This is a genomic window from Geobacter sp. FeAm09 (genome assembly GCF_008330225.1).
In the GTDB taxonomy this organism is placed as follows: Bacteria; Desulfobacterota; Desulfuromonadia; order Geobacterales; family Pseudopelobacteraceae; genus Oryzomonas.
On the sequence record NZ_CP042466.1, the window covers coordinates 3,508,222 to 3,525,792 of the forward strand.

Genomic DNA, 17,571 nt, shown 5'->3' on the forward strand with positions numbered 1-17,571 from the left:
CCTCGGAAAGTGTTATTGCAACACGTGGATGAATGTATCACGGAGGCCCGGACGCAGGCAATCATTTCGACCGCGCCGGCGTCCCCTTTTTCCTTGCCGCTCCCCCGCGGCGCTGCTAAACTCTCAAGAGGGTTTGCGGCATCCCTCCGGCATACCGATCAGCACGAAAGAAGCACATACAGCCAATGCACAACTATTTCAGCGACGACGCGCTGCTGCTCATGCGCCACGAGATCGAGGCCGCCGCCGGCAACGAGGTTTTCTTCATCGGCCGGGCAAATATCGAAGGCATCGTTTTCGAGGTGGAGGCCATCGCCCGCGGCAGCAAGCAGGCCGTACCGGCCATCCTCACCCGTGCGGCCTGCGGCGACGTGGTCATCCACAACCACCCCTCCGGCGACCTGACCCCGTCCGGGGCCGACATGGACATCGCCTCGGTGGCCGGCAACCAGGGGATCGGCTTCGCGATCATCGACAACGGCTGCACCCGCTGCTACCAGGTGGTATCCCCCTTCACCGAGAAAAAGGGGGAATTGCTCTCCCTGGACGAGATCGCCCGGGTCTTTGCCCCGGACGGGATGATGGCCCGCCTCAAGGGGTACGAGCAGCGGGACGAACAGGTGCGCATGGCCTTCGCCGTGGCCGAGGCGTTCAACCGCGACCGGGTGGTCCTGGTGGAGGCGGGCACCGGCACCGGCAAATCCCTGGCCTACCTGGTGCCGGCCATCCTCTGGGCGGTGCGCAACAACCAGCGGGTGGTGGTTTCCACCAACACCATCAACCTCCAGGAGCAGTTGATCCGCAAGGACCTGCCGTTCCTGGCGCGCAACTCCTCCCTGGAATTCAAGGCGGTGCTGGTCAAGGGGCGCGGCAACTACGCCTGCCTGCGCAAGCTGGAAAACGCCGAGGCCGAACCATCCCTGTTCCCGGACGAATCGGCGGCGGAGCTGACCGCCATCATCGAGTGGAGCAAAAGCTGCCAGGACGGCTGCCGCAGCGACCTGGCCTTCACCCCGCGGGCAGGCACCTGGGAGGAGGTCTGCTGCGAGGCGGACCAGTGCAGCCGCTCCCGCTGCAAGCATTTCAACCGCTGCTTCTTCTACCGGGCCCGGCGCGACGCCTCGGCCGCCAGGGTGCTGGTGGTCAACCATGCCCTGCTCCTGTCGGACATCGTGCTGCGCAAGGAGACCGGCTACGACGCCACCGCCATCCTCCCCCCCTTCACCCGCCTGATCTTCGACGAAGGGCACCACCTGGAGGATGTGGCCACCAACCACCTCTCCCTGACCATCTCCCGCGGCGGCATCCTGCGCCAGCTGCAGCGGCTGGTCCCCCCGAAGGCCAACCGCAGCGGCCTGTTGACCATCATCTCGGCCCGCCTGGCCCGGGATCTGCCGGACACCATGGAGGCGCTCTACACCGAGCTGTCGGCCCTGCTGGAAAGCCACCTGCTTCCCAAGGCCCACGACCTGGCCGGGCTGACCGAACAGAGCATGGACTGGCTGGCCCTGGCCGTGGAGCGGGAAACCGGGGGCGAAGGGGGACGGGAGCGCAAGCTGCGGGTCACGCCGGCCCTGGAGCAGGGGGCCTTCTGGCGGGAGTGCAGCCAGCGGGCCCGGACCATGGCCGATGCGCTGAACGACTATACCTCGGCCCTGCGCAGTCTCCTACGCCGGTGCGAGGACCTGCCGGACCGCCTGCGGGAGAAGATGGCCGATCAGCTGCTGGATGCCGGCGGCATCGAGGGACGCCTCCAGACCATGGCCGACGGCCTTTTGTTCTTCATCTCCGATGCCGAAGGCTATTGCCGCTGGATCGAGGCCCGCTCCGGCCACCGGGGCGTGCAGGCCCGGCTCTGCGCCGCGCCGCTGGACATCGCGGGCCAGGTGAAGGAAACCATCCTGGACCGGCTCAAGACCATCATCGTCACCTCGGCCACCCTGACCGTGGGGGGCGATTTCGGCTACCTGAAGAAACGCACCGGCTTCGCCCTTCTGGCCCCGGAGCGCCTGGAAGAACTCCGCCTGGCCTCCCCCTTCGACTACGCCTCCCAGGTCTTCGCCGGCATCCCGGAGGACATGCCCGAGCCGACCGCGCCCGGGTTCCGCCAGGCGCTGGAGGAGCGCATCCTGCGGGCCGTGACCATCTCGAGGGGAGGGGCCTTTATCCTGTTCACCTCCTACGACCTGCTCAACCGCGTCCACGGCGCCCTGGCCCCGGAACTGGCCAGGCTGGGGCTTGTGGCCCTCAAACAGGGCGAAACCGGCCGCCATGCCCTGCTCTCCCGCTTTCGCACGGAGCACAACGCCGTGCTGTTCGGCACCGATTCGTTCTGGGAAGGAGTGGATGTCAAGGGGGAGGCGCTCCGGCTGGTGATCATCGCCCGGCTCCCCTTCCAGGTGCCGACCGAGCCGGTGCAGCAGGCCCGCACCGAGCAGATCCAGGCGGCCGGAGGCGATCCGTTCCGCGAGTTTTCCGTGCCCCAGGCGGTCATCAAATTCCGCCAGGGGTTCGGCCGCCTGATCCGCAGCCGGGATGACCGCGGCGCGGTGCTGATCCTGGACCGGCGGGTGACCACCAAGAACTACGGCAGGATCTTTCTGCGCTCCCTGCCCGAGACGGCGCTGGTGAAAGGGGATTCGGAGGAGGTCTTTACGAGGATGGAAGCGTTTTTTAACGGACTTCCTTTTGTAAGGCCTTAGTAGGTCGTTGAAAAACCAAGGTTGTTCAAAAATAGTCAGATCGTCGCACCCGCAGAAAGCCCTGAGGAGGCGTAGCAGCGCTACGCCGCACGAAAGGGCTTTCGAGGATGGCGGCGAGATGGCTGTTTTTCAACAACCTCTTAGAGGCCCTGCTTCATGCGCTTTCTGACACTGAAGTTGAAGCACTGGAAATAGGCCAGGCAGGCGAAGAGGAACGAGAACAGGATGCCGGAAAGCACCAGCGGCGCCGCTTTCGTCTTTGTCTGATCGGGGGCCAGGACGACGAAGGTGAGAAAGAAGATGACGGCGCAGGATTTCCACAGGTCGCCCATCAGGCGTTTCCGGCGCAACGCGGCCACCTGTTCGCCGGACAGGCCGGGCACGCTCCCCTCGATCTCGATCCCGGCGTCGCGCCAGGCAAGCCGGTACACCGGATAGATGATGAGCACCTGGACCACGATGGCGACAACGATGCTGGTTATGAACTGGTCCGGCCGGCCGCGCAGGGCAAAAAGCCTCTGGAAGTTGAACGCCATATATCCCAGCAGGGCAAGCAGCGCCACCTGGACGACGCGGTAGACCATCACGGTGCGGTTAACCCGCTTTACATCGGGACTGGACATGGTCATTTCTTCTCCCCGGCGGCAATAATGGATTGCGTTGGCGGCGCCCTGAGTTTATAACAGAATAACACGGTTATACGCAAGCGTTCATAAGGAGCTGTTACATGGTGGTAGCATCGCTCAGAACGATCACGATCGTGATCCTCTGGCTTACCGTTTTCCCCTTTGCCGCTTCGGCGGCCGAGGGGCCGGTCAGGGTGGTCGGCACGGTATCTCCCCTGAGTGACATTGTCCGCAAGATCGGCGGGCGGCACGTGGTGGTGTCCACCGTCCTGGCACCCGGGATGTACCCCTCCGAATACGTCTTTCGCGAAGGGTACCTGGCACGGATGAAGGGGACGGAACTGGTCGTCCGCATCGGGGAGGGGGGAGACCCCTGGAGCGACCGCCTCGTCGCGGCGGTCGGCGCAAACGTGCCGGTCATCAACGCCGCTCGCCAGGAAGACCTGGCCGTGGCGCGCCGCTTCGCCAAGTCGCGGGAACCGGCCGGCGGGACCATCCCCCAACTCTACGTCTGGCTGGACCCGCGGATCGTGCGCGACCGCATCGCCCCCGCCGTCCTGCAGGCCCTGGTGGAATTGCGCCCCGCGCGGGCGGCGGAATTCAAGCGCAATTCCCGCCGCTTCTTCTTCGAACTCTCGAAAATGGACAACGAAACCGGGGCGTTGCTGGCGCAGATGCCTCCCAAGCCCTTCATGGCCCAAACCGGGGCCTGGAACTTTTTCTTCAACCGCTACGGCCTGATGCCCATGGAGGTGGTGGTGCCCGACGAGAGGACGGAGATCAGCCCGGAGCGGCTGTCGCGCATGGTGGCCCGGGGGAGGCTGGCGGGGGTCCACCTGATCTTCCGCAACCACCGCCCCCCCACCCGGCAGCTCGCCCAGATCGCCAAAAGGATCGACGCCACCCTGGTGCCCCTGGGGGTGATGGGAAACGAGCACCCGGATATGATGAGCGGCAGCTACCTGGAGCTGATGCAGATGAATATCAGAAAACTGCTCATGGCGTTCCACTGACATGAGGCTCCTCCGACGCATCTTGAACCCGGTCATGGCGCTGATCGCCGTCCAGGTGGTCTGGATCACCCTGGTGGTCTGCTGGATCTACTGGTTCATCGGCAAGCACCGCGAGTTTCGCAACCTGGCGGAGAAATACCGGCCGGAACTGCTGGGCCAGGGGTACAACTGGCCGGTCATGGTCGAGGGGCTGGTCATGCTGGTGGCCATCCTGGTCGGCGTGTACGTCATCTTCCATTTCTGGAACCGCCAGTCGAACCTGTACGCCCAACAGCGCAACATCATCTCCCAGGTGACCCATGAGCTGAAATCGCCCCTGGCCTCCATCCAGCTCCACCTTGAAACCATCCGCCTGCGGCGCCCGTCCGAGGAAAAGCTGGACAACTTCGTGGGCACCATGCTGGCCGATACGGAGCGCCTGCACTACCTGATCAACAACCTGCTCATGGCGGCGCGGCTGGAACAGCGCCGCAAACCGCCCGAGCGGCGCCTGACCGACATGTCGGCGCTCCTGGATGAGCACGTGGAGCGGGAGCGGAACCGGCTGGCCCTGGGGGGAACCATCTCCCTGGAAACGGAGGCGGGGCTCAAGGCCAGCGTCGATCCCGAAGAGATGGGCATGGTGCTGCGCAATCTCTTTGAGAACGCCGAGCTCTATTCGCCGGAGACCCCCGATATCTCCGTGACCTTGGGCAAGGCCGGGGGCCAGCTCGTCCTCACGGTCAAGGACTGCGGACGCGGCCTGGAGTACCATGAGCGGAAAAAGATCTTCGAGATGTTCTACCGCGTCCGGCAGACCGACCAATACGTGCGGGGGACCGGGCTGGGACTCTATATCGTCCAGTCGGTCGTCAAGGGATACGGCGGCACGGTCGGCGTAACAAGCGAAGGGCTTGGCAAAGGAAGCACCTTTACCATCAAGATCCCCGCTGCTTGAGGATATGCAGAGTATGACGAACGACAAACCCCACATCATGCTGGTGGAGGACGAAATCCACCTGGCGCGCGGCATCTGCTTCAACCTTGAGGAGGAGGGGTGCCGCGTCAGCCATTTCGACTCGGGCGAAAAGGCGCTGGCCACCCTGGAGGTGGAGCACTTCGACCTGATCATCCTGGATGTCATGCTCCCCGGCATGAGCGGCTTCCAGGTCTGCCGCGCCATCCGCACGCTGGACCCGCGCGTGCCGATCCTCATGCTGACCGCCCGCTCCGAGGACAGCGACCGGGTGGAAGGGCTGGAGAACGGGGCCGACGACTACCTGACCAAACCGTTCAACCTGGTGGAGTTTCTGCTGCGGGTCAAGGGGATGCTGCGCCGGTCCTCCTGGTACCGGCCCGAGCCGGTGGAGGAGGGATACCGCTTCGGGGCCAACGAGGTGTTCCTCCTCTCCTACCGCGCCCGCACCGCCCAGGGGGAGATCGACCTGACCGAGATGGAGGTGCGCGTCCTTGCGCTCTTCTTCCAGAAAGAGGGGGAGATCATCCCGCGGGGCGAACTGCTCCAGTCGGTATGGGGCTACACCAGCGACACCGAGACCAGAACCCTGGACAACTTCATCGTCCGCCTGCGCAGATACTTCGAGCCCGATCCCGGCAAACCGGTCCATTTCCAGACCGTACGCGGGGTGGGCTATCGCTTCAGCCGGCAGGCATCGCCCTGAATCCGTGGCGCCGGAATGCGCCGTATCCGGAAGAGCCGGGGCCTGCACGCCGCCATGCCGTACCATCCCACTCACGAGGCCCGTACTCCGCCCGATCGCCGCAAACCTATGCAACCGCACAGGCAGAGGCCTTCCGAAACGGCGCAGGGAGGGGCCACGGATTCAGGGCACCAGCGCCCGCCCCCACCCCGGGGCCGATCCCAGGAAGGACATCCCATGAAACACCTCATTCTCGGCACCGCCGGGCACATCGATCACGGCAAGACGTCCCTGGTCAGGGCCCTAACCGGCATCGACACCGACCGCCTCAAGGAGGAGAAGGCCCGCGGCATCACCATCGAGCTGGGGTTCGCCCACCTGGAACTGCCGGGCGGCATCCGTTTCGGCATCGTGGACGTGCCGGGCCACGAGCGCTTCGTGCGCACCATGGTGGCCGGCGTGGGGGGCATGGACCTGGTCATGCTGGTGATCGCCGCCGACGAGGGGATCATGCCCCAGACCCGGGAACACCTGGACATCCTGCGGCTTCTGGGGGTGAAGAACGGACTGGTCGCCCTGACCAAGCGGGACATGGTGGAGCCGGAGTGGCTGGCCCTGGTGACCGAGGAGGTGCGGGAGTTCACGGCCGGCAGCTTTCTGGAAAATGCGCCGATCATCCCGGTGTCCGCGCGCAGCGGCGAGGGGCTGGATACGTTGAAAGCCGAGCTGGCCAGACTGGCGGAACAGAGCGCGGAAAAACGGCGGGAAGGGCACTTCCGCCTGCCGGTGGACCGGGTCTTCACCATGGCCGGCTTCGGCACGGTGGTGACCGGCACGCTCCTTTCGGGCGAGATCAGGGTGGGGGACGAACTGGAACTGCTCCCCTCGGGCCGGGAAGGGCGGGTACGCGGCATCCAGGCCCACGGCAGCAAGGTGGATACCGGTATGGCCGGGCAGCGCCTGGCGGTGAACGTGCAGGGGGTGGACCTGGACCAGGTGCACCGGGGCAACGTGCTCGTGCCGCGGGGGGTCTTCCGGGCCACCCGGACCGTGGATGCGCGCCTGGACCTTCTGGCCTCGGCCCCGCGGGAGTTGAAACACCGCGCCACCCTGCGGCTCCATTCCGCCACCTACGAGGTGCCGGCCCAGGTCATTCTCCTGGACCGCGACACGCTGTCGCCGGGAGAGAGCGCTTTCGTGCAGCTGCGCCTCAAGGAGCCGGCCCTGCTCCTGCCGGGGGACAGCTACATCCTGCGGGTCGCCTCCCCCGCCACCACGGTGGGGGGCGGCGTGGTGCTGGACCCCTTCCCGCCCCGCCGGCGCCGGCGCAGCGGCGAGGCGCTCCAGTTGCTGGAGGTGCTGGGTAGCGAGGAGCACCAGCGCATCTGCGCCCTGCTCGTCAGCCAGAGCCTGCTCTCCGGGGTCGCCTTCGAGGAGATCCTGCTCCGCTCCGGCATCCCGCGCAAGGCGGCCGAGGCCGCCCTGGCCGGGCTCCTCTCCTCCGGGGAGGTCATTCAGGTGATCCGGGAGCCCCGCACCTTCCTCGCCCGCGAGGCGTTCGCCACGCTGAAGAGCGGCCTTGTGGGGGAGGTCACCGCCTTTCTGGCCGCCAATCCGCTCAAGGAGGGGATGGGCAAGGAGGAACTGAAAACGCGCCTGCCCAAGCGGAGCGACCAGCGCTTCTTCACCCCGGTGCTGTCGGCCATGGAGCGGGACGGCACCCTGTCCCTGGAACGGGATATCGTCAAACCGGTCGGGCGGGTGGTGCAGAGCACCGCCGCCGGCGACGGCCTGGCCGGGAAGATCGCCGCGTTCCTGGGAGAGAAGGGGAGCGAGCCGCCGACCATCAAGGAGATCATGGAGCGGTTCCGCTGCGACGAAAAGGGGGTGCGCGACAACCTGGCGCTTTTGGTCAGGAAAGGGGAGGCGGTGCGCATCTCCAGCGATCTGTTCTACGCCGCCCCGGCCCTGGACGAGCTGCGGGAGAAGCTGGTGGCGCTGCTTATGGCCAAGGGGGAGATCACCCCGCCCGAATACCGGGAACAGACCGGCCTGTCGCGCAAGTACCTCATCCCGCTCCTGGAACACTTCGACAGCGAGAAGCTCACCATCCGGGTGGGGGACAAGCGGGTGCTGCGGAAGAGGTGACAACGGAAACGGCGGTCATTGACACCGAAACGTGGTTACGATAGTATTTAGTTGTGAAATGCAAAAAGGAGTACGCATATGACTTCGCTATCGTTACGCATTCCTGACAACCTGTTGCATGAGGTGGACACCTCTGCCGAGCAGTTGCACATCCCCAGGGCCGCCTACGTGCGCAAGGCCCTGGAGCAGATGAACGCGGCGGTTGCAGCGGAGCGCCGCCGGGCGAGGCTGACAGAGGCCAGCCTGAAGGTGCGGGCGGAAAGCATGCGGGTGAATGCCGAATTCGACGGGATCGAGGATGCGCCCCATGCGTAACCACGGTGAAGTCTGGCTGGCCAACCTCAATCCGGGACGCGGCACCGAACCGGGCAAAGTCAGGCCGGTGCTGATTCTGCAAAACCAGGCCCTTCTGGACGCCGAACACCCTTCCACGCTCGTTATACCTCTGACCACCAATCTGGTTGAGGATGCCGAACCGCTCCGTCTGCGCGTCCCTGCCCAAGGGCGGCTGGATAAGGACTCCGACCTGCTCGTGGATCAACTCCGCGCCATCGACAACAAGCGCCTCATCGACGGGCCGCTGTTACGGCTCGATGGTCAGGCCATGGGACGGGTGTATCAGGCAGTCAGCGAGGTTTTGGGGATGGAGTAGCGGCTCAACGTATGGAAATTACGCCCCCCTTACCTCCACCGCCACATCGTACAACGTGCTCCCCCGCCCGCCGTCGGTGAGGCGTTGCGACGTCAGGGCGTTCACCCCCCGTCCGCCGGGGCAGAACTCCCGCCACCAGACCCCTTCCGTGACCACGGTCCCCGCCGGGACCAGCTCCGTGACCCGCAGGACAAATACCACCTCGCCGAGATTATTGTAGGCCGTCACCCGCTCCCCTTCCCCCAATCCCCGGGCAGCCGCATCCTGCGGGTGCATCCGCAGCGCCATGGCTCCCTGTTTCTCCCGCAGGTCGTCCTGCTCGTAAAAGCTGGAATTGAGGGCATAGGGGGTGGTTGCCGGCTGCAGGCGCAGGGGAAAGCCGTCCCCCGCGGCATGGGTGGGGAGCAGGCGCGGCAGGGGCTCCGGCTCCCGGGAGTTCAGGATCTCGATCCGGCCCGAGGGGGTCTGCCAGCCGCCCCTGGGGCTGGCAGGGGGCGTCAGCAATACCGGCTCCCCCTGCCGCAGGCGTTGGGTCGTCTCCCGGTCCCGCCAGGGGGTGTCGAAGGCGAGCAACTGTTCCACCAACTCGTCGGCCGTCTGCCGGAAGAAGGGTTCGTCCCACCCCATGCCGGCCGCCAGGAGCGAAAACACCTCCCAGTTGGATTTGGCCTCCCCCACCGGCGGCAGGGCCGCCCCGCAGCGCTGGCTGTGGTAGCCGCCGTAGCAGCGGTACAGGTCCGGCTGTTCCAGGGAGGTGGTGGCCGGCAGGACGATGTCGGCGTAACGGGCCGTATCGGTCAGAAAGCGCTCGTGCACCACGGTGAACAGGTCGTTGCGCTCAAGCCCCCTGATGACCGCATTCTGGTCGGGGGCCACGGCGGCCGGATTGGAGTGGTAGACGTAGAGGGACATGACCGGCGGGTCGTTCAGTTCGGTCAGCGCGCTCCCCAGTTGGTTCATGCTCACCAGGCGCGTCGGCCGTTCCATGAATTCCTCCCGCGTGACCCGGTGCAGGGGGAAGGCGCCCCCGGTGGAGGTGCCGGGGAACACGCCGCCGCCGGGACGCCGCCATGCGCCGCTGAGGGCGGGGAGGCAGGCGATGGTGCGGACGGTCATGGCGCCGTTGCCGTAGCGGGAGAGGCCGCTCCCCAGACGGACGAAGGGGGCCTGCGCCGTTGCGAACTCCCGCGCCAGGCGTTCGATGACCCCGGCGGGCAGGCCGCAGGCCTCCGCCATCCGCTCCGGCGCGCACCCGGGGAGCACCTTTGCGGCGAACTCCTCGAACCCGAGGACGTTATCCCGGATGAAATCCCGATCCGCCAGGCCGTCGCGGACCATGACGTGCATCATCCCCAGGGCCAGGGCGCCGTCGCCGCCGGGGCGCACGATAAAGGCCTCGTCCGCCGCCTCGCAGGTGGGGGTGCGGTAGGTGTCGATGGCCCACACCCGGGCGCCGCGCCGCCGGGGCACCTGGGCGTCCCGCATGGCGTGGATGCTGGTGGCGCTGGCGTTGATCCCCCACAGGATCACCAGGTCGCTCTGCCCCATCTCACCCGGCTCCATGGCCGGGGTATCCCCCATGACCGCCTTCCACCCCGCATCCTTGGCCGGGGAGCAGATGGTCCGTTCCAGGCGCGAGGCCCCCAGCTTGTGGAAGAAGGGATGCCCGCTGTTCCGCTGCACCAGTCCCATGGTGCCGGCATAGGAATAGGGGAGGACGCATTCCCCCCCGTAGCTGGCGATCAGCCCCTTCCAGCAGGAGCAGATGCGCTCGATCGCCTCGGCCCAGGAGACCGGCTCGAACAGCCCCTCCCCTTTCGGGCCGGTGCGCATCAGGGGGGTCGTCAGACGGCGCGGCGAGTGAACCGTGCGCTCGTAGCGGTGCATCTTGGGGCAGAGCAGGCCGCGGGTCATGGGGTGGTCGGGGTCGCCGGTGACGCGCACGGCGCGGCCGTCCTCCACCTCCACCAGCAAACCGCAGGTGTCGGGACAGTCGTAGGGGCAGACGGAGCGTACAATGTTGAGGCTCATGGAGATTTTCCTTCCAGAGATACGGGATAACATATTATACTTGGATTTTATCTCTTGTGCAGACCAAATCCGATTCCGTCACGACGACCATGACCGAATCCCGTGGGGGTTATATGACACCGCAGCCCGAGATCCTGCATTATGCCGTATCCGTCGTCGGCAAGGACCGCACCGGCATCGTTTCCGGCATTGCCGAAGCGCTCTTCCGCCTGGGGTGCAACCTCGCCGACTCCAGTTGCACCATGCTGGCCGGCGAGTTTGCCGTGATCCTGATCGTATCCCATGTCAGGCCGTTCAGCAAGGGGCGCCTCTACGACGAACTGAAACCGGTCTGCGACGGGCTCGGCATGTCCCTGGCCGTACGCACCCTCCAGGCCGACGAGATCGCCCGCCTGGAGCCGCCCGGTGAGATCTGCCTGATCTCGGTCTACGGGGCCGACCAGCCGGGCATCGTCTACCGCGTGACCCAGGAACTGGCGGAACGGGGCGTCAATATCACGGACCTGAATACCAAACTGATCGGCACGCACGCAGAGCCGGTCTACGTAATGATGCTGGAGGCGGCCCTTCCGGAGGGGCAGACCCCCGAAGAACTCGAAGCGCTGCTGGGAGATCTGAAAAAGGAGCTGAACGTGGAAATCGGCGTGCGGGTGGTTACGCCGGTAGCCTTCTGACCTATGGCAACTCAACCTATTCTGCGCTATCCGCACCCGGTGCTCAAGAAGCTCTGCCACCGGGTGGCGACCATTGACACTGCGATACATGACCTGATCCGCGATCTGCTCGACACCATGCGCGAAGGACCGGGATCGGTGGGCGTGGCGGCCCCCCAGATCGGCGTCACCCTGCGGGTCTGCGTGGTGGACGTGTCGGCCAGCCGGCACGGCAAGGACAACAACCACGGCCAACTGTGCATGGTCAACCCGGAGATCACGGCCCGAAGCGGAACCGCCGTCATGCGCGAGGGGTGCATGAGCGTGCCGGACTACACCGGCGACGTGGAACGGGCCACCGAGATCACGGTCAGGTTCAACGAACCGGACGGAACGGAGCGGGTCATCACCGCGACCGGATTCGAGGCGGTGGCCATCCAGCACGAGATGGACCACCTGGACGGCATCCTGTTTCTGGACCGGATCGTCAGCCTGAAGACCGGACTGTTCCGGCGCAAGAACTACAAGTAGGGGCGAACTGATGTTCGCCCAATCCGGGGCGTATGCACTACGGCCGGTATTGTATACATTTGACCACCAATGCATTAACCGCAGGGGAGGCGATATGGCGGAACTCTTGACCAAAAAGGAACGGAAGGAACTGCTGAAGATTGCCCGCGACACCATCGTTGCCTATGTGGCCACCGGGCAGGTCCCCCCGGTCGGGACCCCCTCGAAGGGGCTCGCCTGTGAAAACGGCTGTTTCGTGACCATCAAGCAGCAGGAGCGCCTGCGAGGCTGCATCGGCAACTTTGTCTCGGACCGGCCACTCTACAGCCTGGTACAGGAAATGGCCGTGTCGGCCGCGACCCGCGACCCGCGCTTCTACCCCATGAAACCCCGGGACCTGGACGATTTCGACCTGGAGATATCGGTACTCTCCCCCCTGGAGAAGATCACGTCGGCCGACCAGATCCAGGTGGGGAAACACGGCATCTATATCGTCAAGGAAAGCTACCGGGGCGTCCTGCTGCCCCAGGTGGCCACCGAATACGGCTGGGACCGGGATACCTTCCTGAAACATACCTGCATCAAGGCCGGCCTGCCGGAGAACGCCTGGCAGAAGGAGTGCGACATCTACATCTTCAGCGCCCTGGTGTTCGGAGAGCAGTAGCGGCACAGCCGGTTCCGCGGCAGGGGGCTCATCCGGGCCCATGCCGTCACGGCGAGCATCCCGGGCCGAAGCGCTGCCGGCAAGGGGCCAAAACTATCGCATTTCACGGGGTAAACCAATGGAAACGCTCTGGAACATGTATCTCAACCTGACCATCCGCGTCCGCATCATCATCCTCTGCGCATGCTACAGCTTCTGCATCATCGCCGCCGGGGCGGCCGGTCAGTTCCTCTCCCCCCCGGCCACATCCCTGGCCGTCATACTCTTTACCATTCTCGGCGCCCTGTTCAGCGGGATCAACATCTGGTCCATCACCTCGTCCATCAACAGGACCATCGACTACCTCAAGGAAATGGCCACCGGCGATCTGCAGCGGGATATCCGGATCAAGCACAACAACGAGGTGAGCGCCATACTGCGTTCCCTGCGGGAACTGCAGCAGTCGGTGCGGGAAATCGTCACGGGCATCCAGACGACGTCGGGACAGGTCGCCGCCTCCTCGGAGCGGCTGCGGCAGACCTCCGCAAGCATCGCCGACGGCACCGAAAGCGCCGCCGCCCAGGCCGCCTCGGTCAGCACCGCCGTGGACGACCTGGCGGCCATGAGCGCGGACATATCCACCAGGTGCCTCGAAATGTCCGACATGGCCAGGGAGGCGGAGCAGGTCTCGCGGGAGGGGGAACGGATCATTTCCGGCATGTCGGGCACCATGGGGGCCATCGAGGGGGTCATCACCGAGACCACCGAGGCGGTAAAATCCCTGGGGGATAATTCGACGCGCATCGGCGACATCCTGGCCACCATCGGGGACATCGCCGACCAGACCAACCTGCTGGCCCTGAACGCGGCCATTGAAGCGGCGCGGGCGGGCGAGCAGGGGCGCGGATTCGCCGTGGTCGCCGATGAGGTGCGCAGCCTGGCCGAACGGACCACCGCGGCGACCCGCGAGATCCAGACCATTATCGACGCCCTGCAGCGGGATGTGCGGAACGTGGTCTCCTCCATGGAGCAGAGTTCGGGCAGCGTGCACGAGGGTGGCGAAGGGGTGCGCCACTCGTGCGAGGCCATCGGGACAATCCTCCGCCAGATCGGCGTCCTCCACGGGCAGGTGTCCCAGGTATCCACCGCCGCCACCGGCCAGTCCACGACCACCTCGGCCATAACCGGGAACATGCATCTCATCACCCGCGTCATCAGCGAGGCCGCCTCCGGGGCCGAACAGACGGAGGCGGCCGCCTCCAGCCTGGCCACGTCGGCCACGGAGCTTCAGCAGATGGTGAACCGCTTCAAGCTCTCCTAGCACATTTCACCAGCCTGCAGGTGTTCCGGGTGGCTGGCCGCGGGGAGTCATTCCGGGCACGGACTAGCCGCACGGAACACCCGGCAGCCACTTTTCCAGCAGACGCGCCACGAGCCTGGAGTGGATCGGCTTGGCGAGATAGTCGTCCATGCCCGCCGCCAGGCACCTCTCCTGCTCTTCCTGCAGCACATGGGCGGTTATGGCGATGATCGGGATTGCATGGTTCAGGACCCCCGAATGGGGGGAGCGGATCATGGCCGTAGCCTCATAGCCGTCCATTTCCGGCATCTGGCAGTCCATCAGGACCAGGTCGTAGGCGGTCGTCTGCAACGCCCCGACCGCGGCTCGGCCGTCGGCCACCGCATCGGCGCGGTAGCCCAGCTTGTGCAGGATGGCCAGAACCACCGCCTGGTTGGTCGCATTATCCTCCGCCACCAGGATGCGCGCAGGCGCCGGCGGATTTCCCGGCTCCGCCGCCCCCGCGTCCGGGATCACGACCACGGGCGGGGGGGCGTCAACCACATCTGTTTTCAAGAGCGCGGCCAGGCATTCATACAAGCGGGATTGGCGCACCGGTTTGAAAAGATGCCCTGCGAAACCGTTTTCCCGGTAGGAAGGCGCATCGCCCAACGTGGCCAGCGGCGTTACGGCGATCAGCCTCGTACCGCCGGTGTGGCCATCGGCTCCGATGTCCCGGGCCAGTTCCACGCCATCCCTGTCCGGCAGCGGCATGCTCAGCAGGGCCATCCGGAGGGGGTTCCCTTCCCGGGCCGCCCCGCGAAGCGCCAGCAGGGCGGAGGCGCCGTCCGGCGCCTCGTGGCAGATGAACCCCCACGACGTCAACGTGCTGCAGAGCTGCCTGCGGCAGGTCCGGTTGCCGTCCGCCACGAGAACCGGCACCCCCCGGAACGCAGCGCACGGCTGTCCGGGGGGCGCCGTCCCCTTCTGCACCTGCAACGCCGCGGTGAACCAGAACGTCGAACCGACCCCTTCCCTGCTTTCCACGCCGATGGCGCCCCCCATCAGCCCTGCCAGTTGCCTGCTGATGGCGAGCCCCAAACCGGTCCCGCCGTATTTGCGCGTTGCCGATCCATCCACCTGGGTAAACTGGTCGAAGAGTCCCGCCATCTGATGCTGCGGTATGCCGATGCCGGTATCGGCCACGGCGACCCGCACCAGTACCTGCTCCCCCTGCCTGCCGTCGCATCGGACATGGACGGCCACCTCGCCGCGGGGAGTGAACTTGAGGGCATTGCCCACCAGGTTGATGACGACCTGGCGCAGCCGCCCCGGATCGCCGCACAGCAGTATGGGCACGTCGGGGTCCATCAGGCAAACCAGCTCAAGCCCCTGCCTGAATGCCTGCATGGCAAACATCTCCGTGGTCTCCTCCATGACGTCCCGGAGGTTGAAGTCCTGGTTCTGCAACTGGAGCTTTCCGGCCTCTATCTTGGAGAAATCGAGGATGTCGTTGATGAGCTCCAGAAGGTTCATGCCGCTGGTGCGGACGATCTCGGCATAGGTGCGCTGCTCGCCATTCAGGTTGCTGGTCAGGAGCAGGTCGCTCATGCCGATGACCCCGTTCATGGGGGTGCGGATCTCATGGCTCATGTTGGCCAGAAATTCGCTCTTGGCCTTGTTGGCCGCTTCGGCCTGCTCCTTTGCCCGCAGCAGTTCGTCCTGCAGCCGGGTACGCGTTGCGATCTCGATTTCCAGGAGCCTGTTCCGCTCCGCCACCTCCCGCTCCCTCAAGTCCTGCTCGGCCAACCGCGCCTGCAGGAGCTTGGCGCGGGTGGCGGCCCGCAGGGACAACATCCCGCCGATCAGGATGAAGGCCCCAAAAGCGCCGGAAACCAGGAGAAACAGGCGGGGCGAATTGGCGTTGCCGTGGGAGGCGTCGGGAAAAAAGAAGACCAGGGAAAGGGGGGTATCGGGTATGGGGATGCGCGAGCCCAGCATCTGCAGGGAGACGTTTTCAGGCGTGACGATGCGGTACGGGCGGATCTCGCCCTGCTTCAAACGCCGGGGCTCGGGCAGCAGCCGGGACGGCAAGCCGCCGCCAAGCCTTTGGGTACATTGCAGATAGATCCCGTCCATGACGAGCGCATCGGTCCGCCCCGCCTCCAGGCCTTCCTCCTCCACAAAACGGGTGAAGATCTGGTCGGTGTCGAGCCAGGCCACGACGGATCCCGCCGGGGCGTCCTTGAAGCTGACCGGGGCAACGAGGATGAGATCGTGGGCGCCATCATGGTTGTCCAGAAACATCCCGCTTCCGGCGGGAGAGGCCGGCAACTGTGCGCGCCAGTTCGTCCCTCCCCCCGCGGGGGGGGTACCGGCCAAAAGCTCCCCGTTCGGCCCCAGGACCAGGATACGGCGAAAAACCGGCTTATCGGCGATGACCTTCCTCTGTTCGTAGGAAGCGGTAAATTCGCGGAGGGCGTCGAGGCTGGCGCCCAGTCCGTACTCCATGGACATGCCGAGCGCCCGGTTCTCGAAATACAACGAAAGCTCCCGGGAGCGGGCGATGCTCTGGACATCGTTGCGCCGTTCCTGAAGAAAATAACCGACCGCGATGGCCCGCTTCTCGGCCCCCTGGACGATACGCAGGGAGGTATAGCGCTGCAACTCCCGCTGCGCCTGATACTGGGCGTTGACCAGATAGATCAGGTAGCCGACCAGGGCGGCCCCCAGCAGGCACAGCAGAAAGCGGCGCTGTATGGAGGCGGGCGAAAAGTTCATTGCGGGCGATGATCGTTGCCCGTGAAAAAGTCCGGGAAATAGCGCACGGAGGAGGGATAGTACCGTTTGACGATCTTCAGGTAGCTGCCGTCCCTTTTCGACTTGTCCAGAAACCGGTTGAAGGCCGCGTGCAGCTTGACGGCATCCATCGGGAACGCGACCCCCATCATCTGCTTGCGGGAGATGGGCCCCACGACCTTGAACCTGCCGGGCCATTTCTCCAGGGCGATCAGGGCGTCGGGGAAATCGAGGATGGTCATCTCCGCCTCTTTTTTCAGGAGCGCCGGCGCCAGCTCGTTCAGCTTGCCCTTGAAGCAGACCACCCTGGCGCCGGTCTCCGACAGCTTGTAGAGTGCCGGATCGAGACAGGTCTTTTCCAGGGCCAGCACGCTCTTCCCCTTCATCAGCCCCTTGGTGACGGCGATGTCCCGGTCCACGGAGCCGGTCGGCTTTATGGGCCGCACCTTGGACTCCGCCAGGGCCACCAGCCAGATCTGGCTGGGGAACACCGGCTCCGAAAACATGAACACCTTCTCCCGCCAGGGCAGGATGGTGAAACCGTTGGCGATCAGATCCCCCCTGACCGGCGTCGCTTCCAGCAGTTTCACCGCGCTTCCCGTTACCTTGAGCCTGGTGCCGAGAAGGTCCTGGGCGATGGTGTCCCAATCGGCCGGGACATATTCGTATCTCACCCCGAGACTGGCGGCGAACCCCCTGATCAGGTCAACATCCAAACCGTCGCCGGAACCGCTGACGAAGTTGGCGTAGGGGACCCCCAGGTGGCGCAGCACCCCCCGTTGCCGGACCTCCGCCAGGTCCGCAGCGAGGACCGAAGCCATGCAGCCAAGCGACATGACCGCCGCAAGGACCATGGCGGCACCGATTCTTGCCAT

Annotated in this window: 15 protein-coding genes; 11 read left to right on the top strand and 4 right to left on the bottom strand. The window is 65.5% G+C overall.

Translation table 11 applies throughout. The features are described from left to right. The first annotated feature begins 185 nt into the window (after positions 1 to 185). Positions 186 to 2,702 (top strand): helicase C-terminal domain-containing protein, encoded by a 2,517-nt coding sequence (locus FO488_RS16595; RefSeq protein ID WP_149211573.1) that lies wholly within the window; start codon positions 186 to 188, stop codon positions 2,700 to 2,702. Positions 2,703 to 2,842: 140 nt separating this feature from the next. Here FO488_RS16595 and FO488_RS16600 read toward each other — a convergent pair whose 3' ends face one another. Then, positions 2,843 to 3,325 (bottom strand): hypothetical protein, encoded by a 483-nt coding sequence (locus FO488_RS16600; RefSeq protein ID WP_149211574.1) that lies wholly within the window; start codon positions 3,323 to 3,325, stop codon positions 2,843 to 2,845. A 104-nt stretch (positions 3,326 to 3,429) separates the two neighbouring features. Between FO488_RS16600 and FO488_RS16605 the strand changes: the two genes are divergently transcribed. The 6 genes from FO488_RS16605 to FO488_RS16630 all read left to right on the top strand — a co-directional run bounded on the left by FO488_RS16605 (position 3,430) and on the right by FO488_RS16630 (position 8,781). Further along, the gene (locus FO488_RS16605) at positions 3,430 to 4,341 is read left to right on the top strand and encodes a metal ABC transporter substrate-binding protein (RefSeq protein WP_149211575.1); all 912 of its coding nucleotides are present in this window, start codon (positions 3,430 to 3,432) and stop codon (positions 4,339 to 4,341) included. 1 nt (position 4,342) lies between these two features. After that, the gene (locus FO488_RS16610) at positions 4,343 to 5,278 is read left to right on the top strand and encodes a sensor histidine kinase KdpD (protein WP_149211576.1); all 936 of its coding nucleotides are present in this window, start codon (positions 4,343 to 4,345) and stop codon (positions 5,276 to 5,278) included. 13 nt (positions 5,279 to 5,291) lie between these two features. Next, positions 5,292 to 6,002, top strand: coding sequence for a response regulator transcription factor (locus FO488_RS16615; protein WP_149211577.1), 711 nt, complete (start codon positions 5,292 to 5,294; stop codon positions 6,000 to 6,002). Between the two features lie 216 nt (positions 6,003 to 6,218). After that, positions 6,219 to 8,129, top strand: a complete 1,911-nt coding sequence (selB, locus tag FO488_RS16620) for a selenocysteine-specific translation elongation factor (RefSeq protein WP_149211578.1) — start codon at positions 6,219 to 6,221, stop codon at positions 8,127 to 8,129. A 78-nt stretch (positions 8,130 to 8,207) separates the two neighbouring features. Next, positions 8,208 to 8,444, top strand: a complete 237-nt coding sequence (locus FO488_RS16625) for a CopG family transcriptional regulator (protein ID WP_149211579.1) — start codon at positions 8,208 to 8,210, stop codon at positions 8,442 to 8,444. Then, positions 8,437 to 8,781, top strand: a complete 345-nt coding sequence (locus FO488_RS16630; RefSeq protein WP_149211580.1) for a type II toxin-antitoxin system PemK/MazF family toxin — start codon at positions 8,437 to 8,439, stop codon at positions 8,779 to 8,781. The genes FO488_RS16625 and FO488_RS16630 overlap by 8 nt, the downstream gene beginning before the upstream one ends. 18 nt (positions 8,782 to 8,799) lie before the next feature. Here FO488_RS16630 and FO488_RS16635 read toward each other — a convergent pair whose 3' ends face one another. Then, entirely contained in the window at positions 8,800 to 10,812 is a 2,013-nt protein-coding gene (locus FO488_RS16635) for a molybdopterin oxidoreductase family protein (protein WP_149211581.1), read from the bottom strand. A gap of 113 nt (positions 10,813 to 10,925) precedes the next feature. Between FO488_RS16635 and FO488_RS16640 the strand changes: the two genes are divergently transcribed. The 4 genes from FO488_RS16640 to FO488_RS16655 all read left to right on the top strand — a co-directional run bounded on the left by FO488_RS16640 (position 10,926) and on the right by FO488_RS16655 (position 13,939). Further along, a complete protein-coding gene (locus FO488_RS16640; RefSeq protein ID WP_149211582.1) occupies positions 10,926 to 11,486 on the top strand; it encodes a glycine cleavage system protein R in 561 nt (186 codons plus the stop codon). A 3-nt stretch (positions 11,487 to 11,489) separates the two neighbouring features. Continuing rightward, positions 11,490 to 11,996, top strand: a complete 507-nt coding sequence (def, locus tag FO488_RS16645) for a peptide deformylase (protein ID WP_149211583.1) — start codon at positions 11,490 to 11,492, stop codon at positions 11,994 to 11,996. 94 nt (positions 11,997 to 12,090) lie between these two features. After that, positions 12,091 to 12,639, top strand: a complete 549-nt coding sequence (gene amrA / locus FO488_RS16650; protein WP_149211584.1) for an AmmeMemoRadiSam system protein A — start codon at positions 12,091 to 12,093, stop codon at positions 12,637 to 12,639. Positions 12,640 to 12,757: 118 nt separating this feature from the next. Beyond that, a complete protein-coding gene (locus FO488_RS16655) occupies positions 12,758 to 13,939 on the top strand; it encodes a methyl-accepting chemotaxis protein (RefSeq protein ID WP_149211585.1) in 1,182 nt (393 codons plus the stop codon). A 63-nt stretch (positions 13,940 to 14,002) separates the two neighbouring features. On the opposite strand, the gene FO488_RS16660 is transcribed toward FO488_RS16655, so the two are convergent. Both FO488_RS16660 and FO488_RS16665 read right to left on the bottom strand, forming a co-directional pair. Next, a complete protein-coding gene (locus FO488_RS16660) occupies positions 14,003 to 16,678 on the bottom strand; it encodes a response regulator (RefSeq protein WP_149211586.1) in 2,676 nt (891 codons plus the stop codon). Next, the gene (locus FO488_RS16665) at positions 16,675 to 17,571 is read right to left on the bottom strand and encodes a transporter substrate-binding domain-containing protein (RefSeq protein ID WP_149211587.1); all 897 of its coding nucleotides are present in this window, start codon (positions 17,569 to 17,571) and stop codon (positions 16,675 to 16,677) included. Before FO488_RS16665 ends, FO488_RS16660 begins: the two co-directional genes overlap by 4 nt.